General features: G+C 72.1%; 14 protein-coding genes. 8 read left to right on the forward strand and 6 right to left on the reverse strand.

Translation table 11 applies throughout. From position 1 onward, the window contains the following. Window positions 1–472: 472 nt before the first annotated feature. A complete protein-coding gene (locus MW084_RS05840; protein WP_010469934.1) occupies window positions 473–1,735 on the reverse strand; it encodes a helix-turn-helix domain-containing protein in 1,263 nt (420 codons plus the stop codon). A 632-nt stretch (window positions 1,736–2,367) separates the two neighbouring features. Here MW084_RS05840 and MW084_RS05845 point away from each other — a divergent pair. The 3 genes from MW084_RS05845 (at window position 2,368) to MW084_RS05855 (ending at window position 5,060) form a co-directional block, all read left to right on the forward strand. Beyond that, window positions 2,368–2,856: a DUF1203 domain-containing protein gene (locus MW084_RS05845; RefSeq protein ID WP_010469936.1), complete on the forward strand. Its 489-nt coding sequence runs from the start codon at window positions 2,368–2,370 to the stop codon at window positions 2,854–2,856. A gap of 142 nt (window positions 2,857–2,998) precedes the next feature. Continuing rightward, on the forward strand, window positions 2,999–3,970 hold the full coding sequence (locus MW084_RS05850) for a DUF6891 domain-containing protein (protein WP_010469937.1): 972 nt from the start codon (window positions 2,999–3,001) through the stop codon (window positions 3,968–3,970). Between the two features lie 652 nt (window positions 3,971–4,622). Further along, on the forward strand, window positions 4,623–5,060 hold the full coding sequence (locus MW084_RS05855) for a hypothetical protein (protein ID WP_010469939.1): 438 nt from the start codon (window positions 4,623–4,625) through the stop codon (window positions 5,058–5,060). Window positions 5,061–5,308: 248 nt separating this feature from the next. Here MW084_RS05855 and MW084_RS05860 read toward each other — a convergent pair whose 3' ends face one another. Then, on the reverse strand, window positions 5,309–6,271 hold the full coding sequence (locus MW084_RS05860; protein ID WP_010469940.1) for a helix-turn-helix transcriptional regulator: 963 nt from the start codon (window positions 6,269–6,271) through the stop codon (window positions 5,309–5,311). 99 nt (window positions 6,272–6,370) lie between these two features. On the opposite strand from MW084_RS05860, the gene MW084_RS05865 reads away from it, so the two are divergent. Both MW084_RS05865 and MW084_RS05870 read left to right on the forward strand, forming a co-directional pair. Further along, window positions 6,371–6,916 (forward strand): DinB family protein, encoded by a 546-nt coding sequence (locus MW084_RS05865; RefSeq protein ID WP_010469942.1) that lies wholly within the window; start codon window positions 6,371–6,373, stop codon window positions 6,914–6,916. Window positions 6,917–7,812: 896 nt separating this feature from the next. Then, window positions 7,813–8,205, forward strand: coding sequence for a hypothetical protein (locus MW084_RS05870; RefSeq protein WP_010469943.1), 393 nt, complete (start codon window positions 7,813–7,815; stop codon window positions 8,203–8,205). 415 nt (window positions 8,206–8,620) lie between these two features. Here the strand turns inward: MW084_RS05870 and MW084_RS05875 are convergent, their stop codons facing one another. From MW084_RS05875 to MW084_RS05890, 4 genes are all read right to left on the reverse strand, one after another. Continuing rightward, window positions 8,621–8,992, reverse strand: coding sequence for a VOC family protein (locus tag MW084_RS05875; RefSeq protein ID WP_010469946.1), 372 nt, complete (start codon window positions 8,990–8,992; stop codon window positions 8,621–8,623). Between the two features lie 80 nt (window positions 8,993–9,072). Next, on the reverse strand, window positions 9,073–9,495 hold the full coding sequence (locus tag MW084_RS05880; protein WP_010469947.1) for a hypothetical protein: 423 nt from the start codon (window positions 9,493–9,495) through the stop codon (window positions 9,073–9,075). A gap of 962 nt (window positions 9,496–10,457) precedes the next feature. After that, entirely contained in the window at window positions 10,458–10,667 is a 210-nt protein-coding gene (locus MW084_RS05885; RefSeq protein WP_158684309.1) for a hypothetical protein, read from the reverse strand. Window positions 10,668–10,935: 268 nt separating this feature from the next. Continuing rightward, the gene (locus MW084_RS05890; RefSeq protein ID WP_010469951.1) at window positions 10,936–11,397 is read right to left on the reverse strand and encodes a hypothetical protein; all 462 of its coding nucleotides are present in this window, start codon (window positions 11,395–11,397) and stop codon (window positions 10,936–10,938) included. 809 nt (window positions 11,398–12,206) lie between these two features. Here MW084_RS05890 and MW084_RS05895 point away from each other — a divergent pair. From MW084_RS05895 to MW084_RS05905, 3 genes are all read left to right on the forward strand, one after another. Next, window positions 12,207–12,494, forward strand: a complete 288-nt coding sequence (locus tag MW084_RS05895; protein WP_010469953.1) for a hypothetical protein — start codon at window positions 12,207–12,209, stop codon at window positions 12,492–12,494. 185 nt (window positions 12,495–12,679) lie between these two features. Then, window positions 12,680–13,354 (forward strand): ABC transporter ATP-binding protein, encoded by a 675-nt coding sequence (locus tag MW084_RS05900; protein ID WP_275563501.1) that lies wholly within the window; start codon window positions 12,680–12,682, stop codon window positions 13,352–13,354. A gap of 23 nt (window positions 13,355–13,377) precedes the next feature. Continuing rightward, window positions 13,378–15,555: an FtsX-like permease family protein gene (locus MW084_RS05905; RefSeq protein WP_078571545.1), complete on the forward strand. Its 2,178-nt coding sequence runs from the start codon at window positions 13,378–13,380 to the stop codon at window positions 15,553–15,555. The last annotated feature ends 158 nt before the right edge of the window (window positions 15,556–15,713 follow it).

The following is a 15,713-nucleotide window of genomic DNA, read 5'->3' on the forward strand; positions in this document are numbered from 1 at the left end:
CGGTCGGGGGCGGGACGGGCGAGGCGGAGGAGGTGGCGCGCCGGGGAAGCACCTCGCAGGCGATGCCGTCGTCCGGGCCCTGGTCCTCGTCGAGGCGGTGGGGGTCGCTGGGGTCGCGGTTGAACTCCGCTTGGGCGTCCTCCTGGTACGCGAAGTGACGGCAGTCCAGGTCCTGGGCGTACGCGGTTCCGGGCAACGCCACGATCGAGGCGAACGCTGCCAGCACTCCTGCGGCGGCGGCACGGCGCATCCGACCCACCTCCTTCACCAGCCGTTCGACGTGGTCACTGCCCCGACGCTACGGCGGAGGCGGACCGCTGACGCCTGGGAGAGGACCGTTCAGGTGAACGGCGCCCGGCTGTGCGTACGTACCGGGCTCCGCCCTCCGCCCCCCGTCCTCCGCCTTCCGCCCCGGCCCGGAACGGCCGGACAGCCGACAGCCGGGCGGTCAGGCGGTCAGGCGGCCGGGCGGTCAGGCGGCGTACGGCGGATCCGCCGCGGCTCTCCCGGACCGGCAGTCGCGGCAGTGGCCCGGTTCCGGGGCGCGGAACGCCCGCTCGCACCCCTCGCACGTCTGGAACGGCTGGGGCCGGGCCGCTCCGACATCCGTCCCGGTGTCGGGCGGAGGTACGGGGCCGGTGGGGAGGGGTGGCGGCAGCAGGGCCCGGAGGCGGTAGGCGACCAGTCCGCCCGGGTGCGGGACCACCGGGGGGAGGTCCGTGGTGAGGACGCGGTGGACGGCGGTGGCCGGTACCCCGCGTTCGAACCAGGCGGTGACGGCCGGAACGAGACGCTCCACGTCCCGCTGCGACAGGATCAGGCGCCCGTCGGTACGGCGCAGCCCGGCGAGGAGGTCGGCGGCCCCCGCGCGGAACGGCCCTCGCGGCTCGCCCGGCCCGGACGCGCCCCGCCCCGACGCCACCGGCTCGGACACGGACGGGTCGGGTACGGCCTGCTCGGATACGGACGGGTCGGCCCCCACCGACACCGGTACGACCGGCTCGGCCCCAACCAACACGGCTCCGACCTGCTCGGGTACGGACGAAGCAACCGCGACCGGCTCGGACACCGCCGGCTCGAACACCGCCGACACGGAGGTGGCCGGCTCAAGTACCGCAGCCACGAACGGTGTCGCTGGCGCGGGCCCCGCCGCCACGGGCGGCGCGACCGCCACGGGCGCCGGCGGGGTCACCGCCCGCTCAGGCCTCCGGCCGTCCGCCTGACCGTCCGCCCGTACGGCTCCTGCTCCGGCTCCCACTCCGGCTCCGGCTCCCCGGCCGTCCGCCCGTACGGCTCCCCTGCCGCCCGGTGAGGCGGGTGCCGCGGTGGTCCCGTCCCCGCGGGCGGGAGCGGTCGCCGTCCCGTCCGCTCGTTCCGGGGCGTGGTGGGCGTACGTACGGGTGATCATCCGGCCTGTCGCCGTGCGTTCGCGCACCCGCTCCACGTACCCGTGCGCCTCCAACTCCCGTAACGCGAAGGCGATCCGGTCGCGCCCCTCGGGGAAGCGCTCGGCGAGGCTGCGGATGTCGACCGGGGCGCCCTCCGGCAGCGACAGGATGTGGGCGGCCAGCCCGATCGCGGTCAGCGACAACTCGCGGTGCTGGGCGAGGTGGTTGCCGATCACGGTGTACCGGCCGGAGTGGTACGCCCGTACGTGGATGACACCGAAGTGGGTGGCGGTCCGCCGAACGTCCCTCTTCGGGCTCGCGGCGGCGCTAGGCTTCTTCTCAGCCATGGGGGAAGGTGTTGTCTTCCTCTTTGGTCAGGCCCTCGCACTGGGATTGCCGTCCCGGCGGGGGCCGATTGCATATGCGGGGTGGACTTGCCTGAGCCTGCCCGCTCGGACCACCCCCGCACCAGCCGGTTCATCCGGTTTCACCCGACCGAGTGATGTCCGCGAGGTTTGGTGGGGAGGCGGGGGTTTTTCTCAGGGTTTTTTCCTGGGTTCTTTGGTCTTTTACCGCCCGCCGCTCCGACTCTCGCCCCACCGACGCCCGCGTTTCCGGGCTCCGGTGCGAAGCTCCCCGAGGACCGGGGCAGAGCCTCTCCGAAGGCCGGTGCGGACCCTCCCCGCCTCCCACGCACCGACCGTGCGCCGGTGAACCTCATGTCGGATACCTGCCAGCGCGAACCGCGCGGACTCGGAACCCTGGACGCGTGACCATGACCCCACCCGTGACCCCAGCCGCGACACCACCCGTGACCCCAGCCGCGACACCAGCCGCGACACCACCCGTGACCCCAGCCGCGACACCAGCCGCGACACCACCCGTGACCCCAGCCGCGACACCAGCCGCGACACCACCCGTGACCCCAGCCGCGACACCAGCCGCGACACCACCCGTGACTCCACCCGTGCCCCCAGCCGTGACAACGACCTCGACACCGGCCGCGACCTTCCGCGTCCACGCGATCCCCGCCGAGGAACTGGACGAGGTACGCACCAGCGGGATCGACGCCTCGGGCGACCGTGCCGAGCGCCTCACCGCCGCGGGCGGAGAACCCGTCCGGTGCTGCCTGCGCGATGCCGAACCCGGCGATGAGCTGCTGCTCTTCGGCTACCGGCCGCCGCTTCCCGCCGGTCCCTATCGTGAGACCGGACCCGTGTTCGTCCACGCCGGACCCTGTACGGGCCCGGCCGACACCACCCGCTACCCGCCGGACTGGCGCGGACGGCCACAGGTGCTGCGGGCGTACGACGAGCGCGGCCGGATCCACGACGCGACCACGACGCACGACGGCCGGGACCCGGAGAAGGCGATCACCGAACTGCTCGCGGAGCCCGGAGTCGTGCGCGTCCACAGTCGCAACATCGCCTGGGGTTGCTACATGTTCGCCGTCACCCGCCCCGAGTGAAGTCGAAGCGACCGACCGGCGGCGCCCGTCGCAGCGTCGCGAAGCCCCGGCCGTCCGTCGACGCCCCGGCCGTCCGCCGACGCCCCGGCCGTCCGTGGGGCGGGCCGGGGCCGTTGTCAGAGGGGTGTGCGAAAGTCCGTACATGTTCGAGATCTCGGTGGAGGCGGGGGGCGACGAGCGGCATGTCCGCGTGTCCGCCAGGGAGTTGGTCCGGCTGGTCCGGCGCGCCGGAGACGACGGCAATGGTGGCAAGGGCGGCGGTGGCAGTGGTGACGGCGGTGACGGCGGTGACGGCGAGCGCCCCCTGCTGGTGCGGCGGATATCCGACCCGTCGGACGTCTTCCTCCGGGTCTCGCGCAGGACCGGCCGCCCCTACGCGGTGGAGCACCACGACGGAACCCCCGAGCGGTACTTCCGGGCGCTGACCGACAGCCCCTGGGCCGTCGTCAGGGCGATCATCGGCTGGGCGCGCCGGGAGGACGGCTGGGACGCCGGTCTGGCCTGGTCGCCGCTGGACACCGGCCCTGCGGGAGAGGTGCCGCCGCTCGACCTCCCCGACGGCGAGCGCGAGAGGCTGGAGGAGTACGTACGCGAGGTGCTGGTCGGCGGCTATGTCTCCCGCGCCGAACTGGCCGAGTACGCCGAGGACTACCTGGCCACCGCGAAGCGCCGTCCCGTCTCGCCCGAGCAGGCGCGGGCGCTGGCCGACCGGCTGTGGCTGGAGCGCGTCGCGGAGCAGACCGAGTGGCAGGGCGAGACCGACCCCGAGCGGATCACCCGCGCCTTCACCGCCCTGCGGGAGTCCGGCATCACCGCCCACGAGAACTTCACCTGCTGCAGCACCTGCGGTGACGCCGAGATCGGCGACGCGGGCGAGCCCGGTGCCCGCGGCTACGTCTACTTCCACACCCAGTGCACGGACGCCGCCGCGGCCGGCCACGGACTGACGCTCTTCTACGGCGGGTTCGACGACTCCCGCGAGACCGCCGCGACCGTCGGCCGCGAGGTCGTGGCGGCCCTCGAAGCGGTCGGCCTCCGCACCGAATGGGACGGCGACCCCGACTGGGCCATCGTCGTCACCCCCCTGGACTGGCGCCGCCGCCTGGCCGGTTGACGCTCCGGCCGCGGGCGTGCTCCCCATGCCCGGCCGCGGGTCGTGGTTCCCGTGTCCGCTGCGCCCTCCGCCTCCACCGACGGCCGGTCCGGGCTCGATCGGTGGTGGATGTACCGCCGGGTGAGCCTGACCGGCCGTGCAGGCCAGACGAGCCGGGTGAGCCAGGCGAGCCGCGCGGGCCGGGCGGACCGGATGAGTCACGTTCCGACGCGCCGCCTCATGTGTCGTACCGGCGAATCCGCATCCACCACACCGCTCCATGCGTGACGACGAGTCCGGACAGCGAATCGGCCGATGTGCAACAGGAACGGTGAAGCGTCGTCGGCAGCGGCTGCACCAAACTGTTGCCGAGCCTGTACGGTCCTCCGCGCGGCCTTCGGAGGGGGGCCTCCCCGGCCTCGGCCCGGTCACGGGATCACGGGATCACGGAATCACGAGATGAGGAAGAGAGATCACACATTTTCTGCGCACTCGCCTCGCGCCGCTCGCGGCGGTCCTCGGGTCGGGCCTGCTGATCGGCCTGGCGGGCCCCCTTGCGGGGAAAGGGGATGACCCCGTCTGCGTCGCCTTGAGCACCGTTTTCTCCGGCGGGTGGTCGTGGGCCTGCTACGCGTTCACGGTGGGCTTTCTTCGCCGGTCGAAAACAGAGTCGATGCTGCTGTCCGCTCTGGGCCTGGCCGTCGGCGTGATCGCGTACTACACCTTCAAGGACATGAACCCGACCGTCCCCGCAGGGCTGGTTTCCGGTGCTTCCGGAGAGGGTCTGCTCTCCCGGATCCTCACGTGGGGAGCAGCGGCGTTCGTCCTCGGAGGGCCCGTGGGACTCCTGGGCAATCTGGCGCGGGTGCCGGGTGTCGGCGGCCTCCCCTTTCGGCTCCTCGTCCCGTTCGTGGCCTTCTTCGAGACCTCCATGCGGCTGACGGTGGAGGCGAGCGGACAGGGCCCGGTCGTCGCGGTCACCTGGCACGTGGTCCGAGGTGCCGCGTGCGTCGTCGCGCTGGCCCTGGTGGGTCACACGTTCCGGAACTGGCGGCACGCTCGACGTGTCCGCTCCCCGGGGCGGACGAGCACCGCGCCCGGGGAGGCATGACGTCCGTGTGACCGCACGGGACCGGGCGCCCCGTTCGTACGGCGTGGCCTCGCGTTCTGGTTCCGGACCGGGCGCCCCGTTCGTACGGCGTGGCCTCGCCTTCCGCTTCCGGATCGGCAGCCCGTTCGCGCGGCGCGGCCTCGCCTTCCGGTTCCGGACCGGGCGCCCCGGCCCGGCCGGGCCGCCCGTCCCGTACCGCGCGTCAGTCCCGTCCCGTACCGCGCGTCAGTCCCGTCCCGTACCGCGCGTCAATCCCGTGCCGCGCGGTCGAAACGGGCCGCCCAGTCGCGGAGGTGGTCGACCAGTTCGGGCGGTTCGAGTACGCGGAACTCGGCGCCGAGGGAGCCCAGGGCCAGGGTCGGCCAGTCCAGGGAGTCGCTGGTCATGTGGACCCGGCAGTGCTCGGCGTCCACCTCCTCGACCGTGCTCCAGTGCCCGATCCGTTCCCGTACGGTCGCGGCCGGGGCGTACGCCAGGACCGTCACCCGGTACGAGTGGGGCAGGTTGCCGATCCCGGCGCGGACGAACTCGGCGGCGTCGGCGGCGGGCAGGGGCCGCGGGCGGAACGGCGTGCCGGTGCCCTCCGGCGCGGTGAGCCGGTCGACCCGGAAGCTGCGCCAGTCCTGCCGGGTGAGGTCGTACGCGACCAGGTACCAGCGGCGCGCGAGGCGGACCAGCCGGTGCGGTTCGACCTGCCGGTCGGTGCGGCGGCCGTCGGCGGCGGTGTACCCGAAGCGGAGCCGTTCGCCGTCCCGGCAGGCCAGGGCGAGCGTGGTGAGCACGCCCGGGTCGACGCCCGCCCGGTCCGGGCTGCCCCAGCCGGCGGGTACGGTCATCGCGCGCAGCGCCTCGACCCGGCGGCGCAGCCGGACCGGCATCACCTGCGCCACCTTCGCCAGTGCCCGCACCGAGGACTCGGCTATGCCCTCCACCGCGCCCTCCGCGGCGGCGTGCAGCCCGACGGCCAGGGCGACCGCCTCGTCGTCGTCGATCACCAGCGGCGGCAGCGCGGCGCCCGCGGCGAGCTGGTAGCCGCCGTCGACGCCGCGCTGCGCCTCCACCGGGTAGCCGAGTTCGCGCAGCCGGTCGACGTCCCGGCGCAGTGTGCGGACCGAGACGCCGAGCCGGTCGGCCAGCTCGGCGCCCGGCCAGTAGCGGTGGGTCTGCAGGAGGGACAGCAGTCGCAGCATTCGGGTGCTGGTGTTCGCCATGCCTCCGATCCTCCCGCGATTCAGGACGGAAACTGACCGCTACGGCTCCTACTGTCGACGTAGACCGAGGAACACGGAACCAACCGGAGGCGGAAGACCATGACCGAGACCCTCAAGCCGGGCGAGTCGGCCACCCTCACCGGCGAGCGCGCCGACCTGCTGCAGACGCTGGGCCTGCACCGGGAGTTCCTGCGCTTCACCACCAAGGGCCTCACCGACGAGCAGGCCCGGATGCGGACCACCGCCAGCGAGCTGTGCCTGGGCGGCCTGGTCAAACACGTCGCCGAGATGGAACGCATGTGGGTGGAGTTCATCCTGAACGGCCCGTCGATCATGCCCGACTTCGCCACCATGACCGAGGCCGACCTCGCCGAGCGGGCGGACGCGTTCCGACTGCTGCCCGACGAGACGCTGGCGGGCGTCCTGGCCGAGTACGAGGAGGTGGCCCGCCGGACCGACGAGCTGGTCGCCACCCTGCCCGACCTGGACATGAGCCATCCGCTGCCGGACGCGCCGTGGTTCGAGCCCGGCACGCGGTGGTCGGCCCGCCGGGTGCTGCTGCACGTCATCGCCGAGACCGCGCAGCACGCCGGGCACGCCGACATCATCCGCGAGTCCCTGGACGGCGCCAAGACCATGGGGTGAACGGGGCCGCCCGGCCCCTCGGGAGCACCCGGACGGGGCCCCGAGGCCACCGCCGGACCGGGGCGCCGCCCAGCGGTGGCCCGGCCCCCGTACGGCGGTGGCCGCGGGGGCCCGGGGCCGAGCCGCCTCGGAGCCGTCCTCCACGGTGTCGACGCCGAACTCACCGCAGGCGACGTTCGATCCCCATGGCATCCCCGCTCGGCGGAAGGCCGTCCCCGGTGGGCACGGGCGCGCGGCGCCGCGAAGCTCCCGATCGCTCCGCACGTAGTACTCCAGCCGTAGATCGTGGCCTTGCTGGTGGAGGCCGGGTCCGGGCATGGGTACGGCCACCCGTGGTCACCAGGGTGTGAAGACATCAGAACAGCTGGTGGCCGCGGGTCGCCGCATGGATCGTGACCGCTGGCAGCACACAACGTCGGTCAGGCGCTTTCGCCGCTTGCGGACGCCCCTCGGGTCCAAAGCGCCGCCCCGGTCCCGGGGCACGGCGATCCTGACCGGCCGACGTCGGCCGGCGCCGTCCACCCCGCTCGCCGTTGCGGGACGTGCCGCCGTTCTTCCTGGCCGGATCGCGCTTGTCGTGGCCGAGATGATCGGTCGTGCCGCCTTCGAACATCGAGTCCGGCAGCCGCTTGGCCGGCCGCTCCCGCCGGTCGACTGCGGGCTCCCGCCTGTGCAGAGGTCACCGTCTCGACAGCCGCGTTCGCACCGCTCGCGCAATGCGTCCTCCACGATCGGAAACAACACCGAACGATTTATCGTTCGCGCAGTTCCCACGGTCTTGCACCGAAGATTTATGGCCTCTCCCCGCCCCTTGCGTTGTGGCGGGCGGCGCCGGGCCGGGTAGACGCCGGGGGTAGTGTGGATTTTGTGATCAATGTCTTTCGGGGGATTCTGTGATGCCGATCAGGCATGTGGTGTTACCGCTGGCCTTCTGGGTGGCTGCGGTGCCGTGGCTGCTGGCCACGGCGACGGGTGCGCTGTGGGGATTCTCGACGGGATCGGACGGACTGTTCCTCACGTTCGGTACCCGGATGGCGTTGGTGCCGGTGTTGCTGATCGGTGAGGTCGTCGGCGTGGTGGCGGCCTTCCGACGCCATGACGGTCTGCGCTCCGACTTCTGGCCGGGAGCCGGGCTGGCATTCGCCCTTCTGGCGTTGTTCACGGTGATGGCGGTGGCCGCGACGTGGGGCGAGTGGGGCGGGATACTGCTGATCTGGGCTCTGTACACCGGATACGTGTTCTTCGTTTTCGTCTTCGGCGGGCTCGCCTGGAAGAAGGTCTTCGCCTGAGGATCGGCGCGCAACCGCCGGTCACGAGTGAGGCGATTTCGGTGTGGCCGGTGCGGTCACGGGGCCGGAGCCATTCCGAATCGACCCGTTCGCCCCGCTGGGTGCCCGTCGGTTCGGCGAGCCGGTCACCGCGTTGCGACGGGAAGGCGCGGACCCGGCCCGTAAAGGCCGGACCCGAGGGTTGTCCCGTATTCCGGTGCGGAGGCCGGTGGGCCGCCGCCCACGGGCCGGCTTGTCTGGTTCTGGGGCGACTCACCGCCTCGACCCGGCTCGTCGGGCCGAACCGGACCCGGGCGAGCGACCACGAGAGTCACGGAACACGTGCCGGGGCGGATGATCCGCAGCAGCCGCCGCCCTTCGTCGCCGTCGATCTCCCGCACCCGTACGCGTTCCGCCATCCCAGCCCCCAGGTCCGTCAGCTGTGACTGGTGTCGATGACGCAGAAGCGGCTGCCCTCGGGATCGGCGAGCACGACAAAGTCAGCATCGTCCGGATAAAGGTCCCAGTCGACGCGTTCAGCGCCCAGGGAGATCAGTCGCGCCACTTCGGCTTCCTGATCGGCGGCGTCGCCGGCATAGAGGTCGAGGTGGATTCTCGGGTGTTCCTGCACGGGCGTCGTACTGAGGCCGAGGGCCAGTGCGGCACCGGAGCCGTGGGGCGGCACCAGTACCGCCCAGTCGTCCTTCACCTCACCATCGCGAGGGACATAGCCCAGTGCCCGACTCCAGAACTCCGCGGCCCGCCGCACATCAGCGGCCCCCATCACGATTGTTCCGATGCTCAGCATCCGCCGATTCTGGCAGACACCGACAAACCCACGGCGCGGACCGCATCCCAACCACGAGGCGAACGTTGCCTGATACGGCACTAGCACTCGTTCAGGCCGATGGCGGGGATCGGATCCGTACTCACGATCCTCGCCGGAACATTGCCCCAGGGCTCGTCCCTCTTCTTGAATTCCACCCAGTACCAGACCTCGCCGTCTTCGCTCCTCCCCCAGCACACGAAGAGGGTTTCGGGGCCGAGCGGCGGGGCGGCGCGGGACGCGCGGTCGCGGTGGCTGTACGTCGTGATCCCCGCCGTACCCGTGCAGTAGAGGCCGTGGTCCAAGCGGATCTCGCATCGGGGGGAACCGGCGGACGCGTCGGCGTCCGGTGCGCCCGGCTCACCCTCAGTCGTGTCGTGCGCGGAAGGCGTGACGACAGGACCGGTCTTCTGCGGTGTTCCGTCGCCGGCCCGTCCGTCCTTACCGACCCATACGGAAGTGGCGGTGGTGACGACGCTGAACACCCCTCCGATGGAGGTCGTGAGCACAGCTGTGACGAGAGCGACCTTGCCGGCCTCGCTCAGACCGCCGAACCACCTCCGTAACCTGCGGGTGCGCGATCGCCGTGGGAGTGGGGGCTCCGGCCCGGCACTCGAGTCGGGACGCGAGTCGGAGGTCGGGGCGGGGGACGGGTCGGGGCCACTGTGCGGAGATGGCGATGCCGAGGACAACGAAGCCTCCCGGACTGTCCGTTGACTGGCGGGGCCCAAACAGTAGGGGATCCGGGTGACCACGGCCACAAGGCGAGGTCGGAGCACGAAAGGCCTGTTGACGAAGACCGGGGCACGTATCGAATCGTGGCCACCGGTCGGCCCGGGTGAGATCTTCCACCCAGGTCGTCGAAGCGCGGGAATGCAGGCCGGCGAAGTTGCCGGGGAGTGGCTGCCGGGAGTGGCTGTCGGGGTCTTTCCGTATCGGGGGGCGATTCCTCGCCATGCCTTGAGCCTTCCGAATCCGCCGGTCTCACCCGCGCCGTACAAGAGGGTTCATCGGATCGGCCCGTGTCACACGGGCACATGCCGCAGATTGATCACGGCTCGACGAGCGCCCCAAGCATCGTCCCGTACGTTCCGCCCTCCCCCCTGGGCCGGGGACCTGGTCCTCGGTGACGCCACGCGGCACCGTCCGTCCCTCCTCGGGCTGGTCCTCGGCCTGAACGTCCGGATGCTCGGCCCGCGCCTGGAGGTCCACGCGGGCGGTGACCTCACGGGCCTCCACCGCCGGGGTGCCGCCATGGGCCGTGGTCCGGTCCGACGTGGGCGGACGGCGCTCGGTGCCCTCCCGGAGGCGCCGCTCACCCGCCCACGATCGCGCTGTCGTCATCGCGCTGTCGTCCCTTTCGGCCGCATCTCGGCTGACTCCTCAGGGAGGACGCGCGTCGCCCGGCCCTCCGCGGCGAGGACCGGGCGACGCATTCACGGCGGAACTACGGCGCCGAGGTGGCCTTGTCGCTCCGTGGCCACTCGAAGAGGACGCGTGCCGGGCCGGGATCCATCCGCACCGGTGCGTAGTCGAGTTCCCTCGTGCTCGCACACCCCGCGGTCAGCGCCGACAGCGACGCGATGGCGACCGCGAGGGCCAGGACCTTCACTCCGGAGGCGGCGCGGCGGCCGACCGCGCTCCGCACGTCAGCCATGCCGCACCCCGCCGTACCCCGCCCGGCGACCGCATCGGCCCGGTCTTCGCTGCTCAACGAGTGGTCCCCCCAGTGGTCGGCATGGCGCTCGGAACCGCTGCCCACGGCATCGGCGCCGAAGGCCCCAGCGGAGGGGGCGTCCGATCTTCGTACCGTTCCGAATACCGTTCCGAACGGCAGCACCTCATTCCACCACTCGATGCCGCCGCCGAACCCCGCGGTCCCGCCCCACCCTTCGTACTCGCGGCGGGCACCGCGCGGTGCGCGGTCACGGCCCGGCCGCCGGGGCCGCCGCTGCGGGACCGCCGTCGTGGCGGGGAACGGCGTGGAGGTGGCGGGCGCGCCAGAAGCTCAGCACCCAGGCGGCCGGGAGCTGGAGGTGGAGCATGGCGAATCCCGCCACGGCGAACGCGTCGTCGACCGGCACCGCGGCCCCGCCCCACCATGCGTAGAGGCCGGCCCACAGCAGCAGGACCAGCAGGTAGGCCCCTCCGTCGACCAGTACGGCGCGCCACACCGGCAGGGGGCGGGTGAAGCGGCGGGTCGCGACGAGGGTGAGCGTGGCTCCGGCCAGGAAGACGTAGGACGCGGGGTTCGTCACCCAGAGGGACACCCAGAACCCGAGACCGCCCATGACCACCGACCACGCGAGGCCGACCGCGGCCCCGGTGACCCAGGAGCCGATGACGACGGTCAACGCGTAGGAACAGGCGCTGCGCCATGTGACCATTATGTAACTCTCCGTTTTCAAGACATCGACCCTGGACCGACGGTCGACTGATCCAAGCAAACCCGCCCGGGGCGGCCGGTGCGGTTCCCGGGCGCCCGGCCGTCGCCGGAGGGCCAGCTGGTGGGCGACCCTGGCACCGAGGCCACCGACGCACGCCCGGTCAGATCACCAAGGGCTTCGGGACCCGGTCCGCCGTCCTGGGCCCGGTTGCGGCGGAAATCGTCGGGCCCGACCCGATCGACGGCACGACGAGCACGGCCGTAGTGGTACCGGAGGTCTGCGGCAGGGACTATCCCCCCGTGATCCTTCCGGGACCAGCGGCCCGCGGGCCTCGGCTCAGTACAGGACTTCGACGGGGAGCGAAGCTCTTGACCGGACCATGCGGGGCTCCGACTCCTCCGGGAGACGGCATGAGGTTGGTCGTCGGGCCGCTGAACACCGGGGATGATCAAGCCACTTCCCAAGAAACTGATCACGGAAGACGAGTCGATCCCGTGATTTGTTTTCAGCCGTTTTGAAGCCCTCCACTTCAACGCTGCGATTCGCCGTATATACAGCCACAGCTACCTGTCACACTGATGCGGCACACATCCACTTGCACCGAAGAAGCGATTTTTTGCCGTGAAACAATTCCACCCATTTTCCCCAGGATGCAAACCGGTCGACGTGGGCCACCTCCCTTGATCGCCTGACTTCGATCCGCAAAGGACGAGGGAACGCGACAGCCAGGCCGCTCTCGACGGCCTGTGAAGTCGTGTTTGCCGAGCCCCATATGGGCTACGAATCGGGGAGGGATGAACATGAAGCGGATGCAGAAGATCGCCGTTGTGGTGTTCACCGGTATCACCCTGCTGACCGCCACGCCCGCGATGGCTGGTGACATGTACGGCAAGATGGGCGGCGCCGAAGCCTGGAGCAGGGGTGCCAACGGCCAGGTCGCGGTCAAGGACAACTCCGCTGACGGCGACGAGACCTACGCGCCGTACCACCGTCGTACCAGCGTCGTACCAGCGACAACCACGAGCTCCGCAACAAGAGCGGCGCCGGCACGACCGTCTACAGCAACAACGACACGACCAACTACGTGCGTGCGCTGAAGGCGTGCCAGGAAGAGGACTTCATGCCCGACCCCTGCTCGGGTTGGTCCTACCGGTAACGGCTCACGCGGTTGAATGGCCGTTGAGTGCTCGGCGGGGCGGGGGCGCTGGTCCCCCGCCCCGTCTTCATACGAACGAGGACGAGTGTTCCGCAGGGTGAGGGCAGGGGTGCTGTGAGCCAGTCGGTGTTATCGCTTGGAGGGCTGTCGTACGGGGTGCCGGGACGGACCTTGTTCGACGGGCTGGACCTCGATGTCGCCGCCGGGGAGTCCGTCGCGGTGACCGGGCCCAGCGGTTCCGGCAAGTCCACCCTGCTTTCGTGCGCGTTGGGGCTGGTGCGCCCCGAAGCCGGGTCGGTCGAGGTGGCCGGCGTCGACATCGGCGGCCTGCGAGGGGCGGCGCTGGCGCGCCACCGCGCCCGGCACATCGGCATGGTCTTCCAGTTCGGGGAGCTGCTGCCGGAGCTCTCCCCCGTCGACAACGTCGCCCTGGCCGCGCTGCTGGCCGGGACGGACCGCGGGGCGGCGTACGACCGGGCGCGGAACCTCCTGGTGGATCTCGGTGTTCCGCTCGCGGAGTCCAGTGCGGAGCTGTCGGGTGGGGAGCGGCAGCGGACCGCGGTCGCCCGGGCGGTGATCAACTCGCCGGCCCTGCTCCTGGCGGACGAACCGACCGGTGCGCTGGACGAGGCCACCAGGGAGAAGGTGGCGGACACCCTCTTCGACATGCCGAGGCGGCACGGCTGCGGCCTGCTGCTGGTCACCCATGACCCGGCGGTGGCGCGCCGCGCGGACCGCGTGCTCGGCCTCGCCCGGGGCAGGCTCGTGCCGAGCGGCGACGAGCAGGTGGCCGGCCGGTGACCGGGCACGGTGTGGTACGCCGGATGCTGGCAGTGGGCGCGGCCGCCGGGCGCCGGGCGGAAGCAGGACGCATCCGCTTCGCGGCACTGCTCTGCGCCACGCTGGCACTGTCCCTGGCCGTGGCCGCGTTGATCGCCGCCCATGCCACCTACCAGGGCCAGGCCACACGCGGGGACGCCCGGACCCCGGTCTTCCAGGAGGACGTACCCGGCAGCGCCGCCAAGGCGCTGTGGAGTGTGGCCGGCGATTCGGTGCCGGGCAGCGGCCCGTTCCAGGTCGTCTTCATCGCGCCGCTGACCGGTGACGCCCCTCTGCCGCCCGGGCTGTCCGCCTGGCCCCGAGCGGGTGAGGCGGCGCTCTCTCCCGCCCTGCGGGACCACCCTGCCGCGAAGGACATCACGGAGCGCTACGGCAGAACCGTGGCGACCATCGGCGAAGAGGGACTGCAGTCGCCGGACGAACTCTTCGCCTACGTCGTCCCGGCAGCCCCGCTGAAGGGGGAGAGCGTCAGGCCCGTCACGGGGTACGGGCCGGGCGCCGGCCCCGTCTTCTACACCGTCGGGCAGACCGACTACGCACAGCCCGAGTGGGTCTTCCTGTCCATGGTGGCGCTCCTCGGCCTCCTACCGGCGGCGATCCTGCTGACGGTCGCCGCCCGCACCGGCTCGCACGCCAGGGACCGCCGCACCGCTCTGGCCGAGGTCCTCGGAGCCACGCCCCGCGACCGCGGTCTCATCGTCGTGGGCGAGGCCCTCCTCCCTGTCGCGGTCGGCACGGTCCTCGCCCTGTGCGCCGTGGGGGCGGCGTCCTTCATCGACCTGCGGTTGCCCTGGACCGGACACGTCCTCGTAGCCGGTGACGTCCGCGGCCGGTGGTGGGCGTTCCTGTCCGCGCTGCTCGCGGTGATGATCCTCGTCCTGGCCGTCGTCGTGCTCTCCGACCGGCCTGGAAAGCGGCGCACCTCCAGTACCCGCATCCGCGGGCGGAGCCGGTCCCTTCGGCCCTGGGCGCTACTGTGCCCCCTCCTGCTGCTGGTCGCCGTACGGGGGCCGGAACTGTTCCCCTCGGGTACCGCCGCGTTCGTCATGACCAACTGGGTGGCGGCCGCCGGAACGCTCGCCACCCTGCCCGCCGCGGTGGCGGTCGTGACGGGCCTGCTCGGGAAGCGCCTGGCCGAGGCAGGCCGGCGTTACGGCCTGCCGGGGCTGATCATCTCCGGTCGGCGCGCGGCCGCCCACCCCGGGCCCATGGCGCGCATGACGGCGGGGGTCGTGGTCGCCATCGGGCTGCTCCTGCAAGTGGTGGCCTGGCAGGGGCAACTGGGGCAGAACGCCAGGGCGGCGCAGGCCACCGTGGACCGTATCGGTTCCACCGCGCTCGTCGTCCGGCCGCGGGCAGCGACCGCCGAGCAGCTGAGAACCTTCGACCGGGCTCTGCCCGCTCACGTCTCGGTCCTCTCACTGACCACGACGCCCGAGGCGAACCGGCTCACGCTGCGGGGCCCGTGCGCCGCGCTGCGGGCCCTGCGGTTGGACTGCGCCCCCCGGCCGTCGACCCTCATGGGAGCACCGACCGACCAGCGCCTTCGGGAACTGGTCGGCTGGAACGGCGGGATCCGGACCGCCGTGAGGATCGAACAGGGCGAACCGCTCACGTCCCTGGACGACCAGGGCGGTTTCGGCCAGACCGTGCTCGTCTCGCGTGACGGCAGAGACCTCTCGGCCGAAGACGTCAAACGACAGGCGTACCGCGTCTTCCCCATGGGAGCCGACGTCAGCACGATCGGTGGTGAATGGCCGACCAGTAGCAGGGTCGTCCAACTGCACGGCAGGTGGATCACCCTGTTCGGCCTCGCGGGCATCGGCATGCTCGCGACGGCCGCCGCCCTGGCGGGACTCGCGGAGTTCCTCCGCAACGGCCGCGCCCTGGCACCCGTGGCCACGCTCACGGGCAACCGCCGCGTGTTCTGGTCCACGGCCGCCCTGAGCATCCTCCTGCCCCTGACGCTCGCCGGAGCGGCGGGCTGCGTGGTGGGCACCTGGCTCGCGTTCCCCAAGACGCAAGGCGGAGCCTCGTACATCACGAACGACGTTCTCGTCTCCTGCGCCGCCGTTGCGACCGCGCTCGGGATCGCGGGGTGGATCTGGGGCGCGCTCGTGTCCGTCCGGCAGGCCGCCGCCTGGCGCCCCCGCGGCGAATGACCGGCCCCTCCCCCGGCGCACCGATCGCGACGCCCTGCCGCACGGGCATCCGGTCGCCCCGCGTGCCGGTGGCCCCCGCCCGCGGCGTCGCCGACGCGGCGGGCGGGGTTNNCCGGGCGGGAGCCCGCGGCTACCACCGGGCCGGACCGCCGTCCGGC

Origin of the sequence: Streptomyces sudanensis (genome assembly GCF_023614315.1) — a bacterium.
Taxonomy (GTDB): Bacteria; Actinomycetota; Actinomycetes; order Streptomycetales; family Streptomycetaceae; genus Streptomyces; species Streptomyces sudanensis.

Bases quoted from the DNA above. Each gene is read 5' to 3' on its own strand.
- MW084_RS05840 (WP_010469934.1), bottom strand. From the start codon at position 1,735: ATGGCTGAGAAGAAGCCTAGCGCCGCCGCGAGCCCGAAGAGGGACGTT.
- MW084_RS05850 (WP_010469937.1), top strand. From the start codon at position 2,999: ATGTTCGAGATCTCGGTGGAGGCGGGGGGCGACGAGCGGCATGTCCGC.
- MW084_RS05855 (WP_010469939.1), top strand. From the start codon at position 4,623: ATGCTGCTGTCCGCTCTGGGCCTGGCCGTCGGCGTGATCGCGTACTAC.
- MW084_RS05860 (WP_010469940.1), bottom strand. From the start codon at position 6,271: ATGGCGAACACCAGCACCCGAATGCTGCGACTGCTGTCCCTCCTGCAG.
- MW084_RS05865 (WP_010469942.1), top strand. From the start codon at position 6,371: ATGACCGAGACCCTCAAGCCGGGCGAGTCGGCCACCCTCACCGGCGAG.
- MW084_RS05870 (WP_010469943.1), top strand. From the start codon at position 7,813: ATGCCGATCAGGCATGTGGTGTTACCGCTGGCCTTCTGGGTGGCTGCG.
- MW084_RS05875 (WP_010469946.1), bottom strand. From the start codon at position 8,992: ATGCTGAGCATCGGAACAATCGTGATGGGGGCCGCTGATGTGCGGCGG.
- MW084_RS05885 (WP_158684309.1), bottom strand. From the start codon at position 10,667: ATGGCTGACGTGCGGAGCGCGGTCGGCCGCCGCGCCGCCTCCGGAGTG.
- MW084_RS05890 (WP_010469951.1), bottom strand. From the start codon at position 11,397: ATGGTCACATGGCGCAGCGCCTGTTCCTACGCGTTGACCGTCGTCATC.
- MW084_RS05895 (WP_010469953.1), top strand. From the start codon at position 12,207: ATGCAGAAGATCGCCGTTGTGGTGTTCACCGGTATCACCCTGCTGACC.
- MW084_RS05905 (WP_078571545.1), top strand. From the start codon at position 13,378: ATGCTGGCAGTGGGCGCGGCCGCCGGGCGCCGGGCGGAAGCAGGACGC.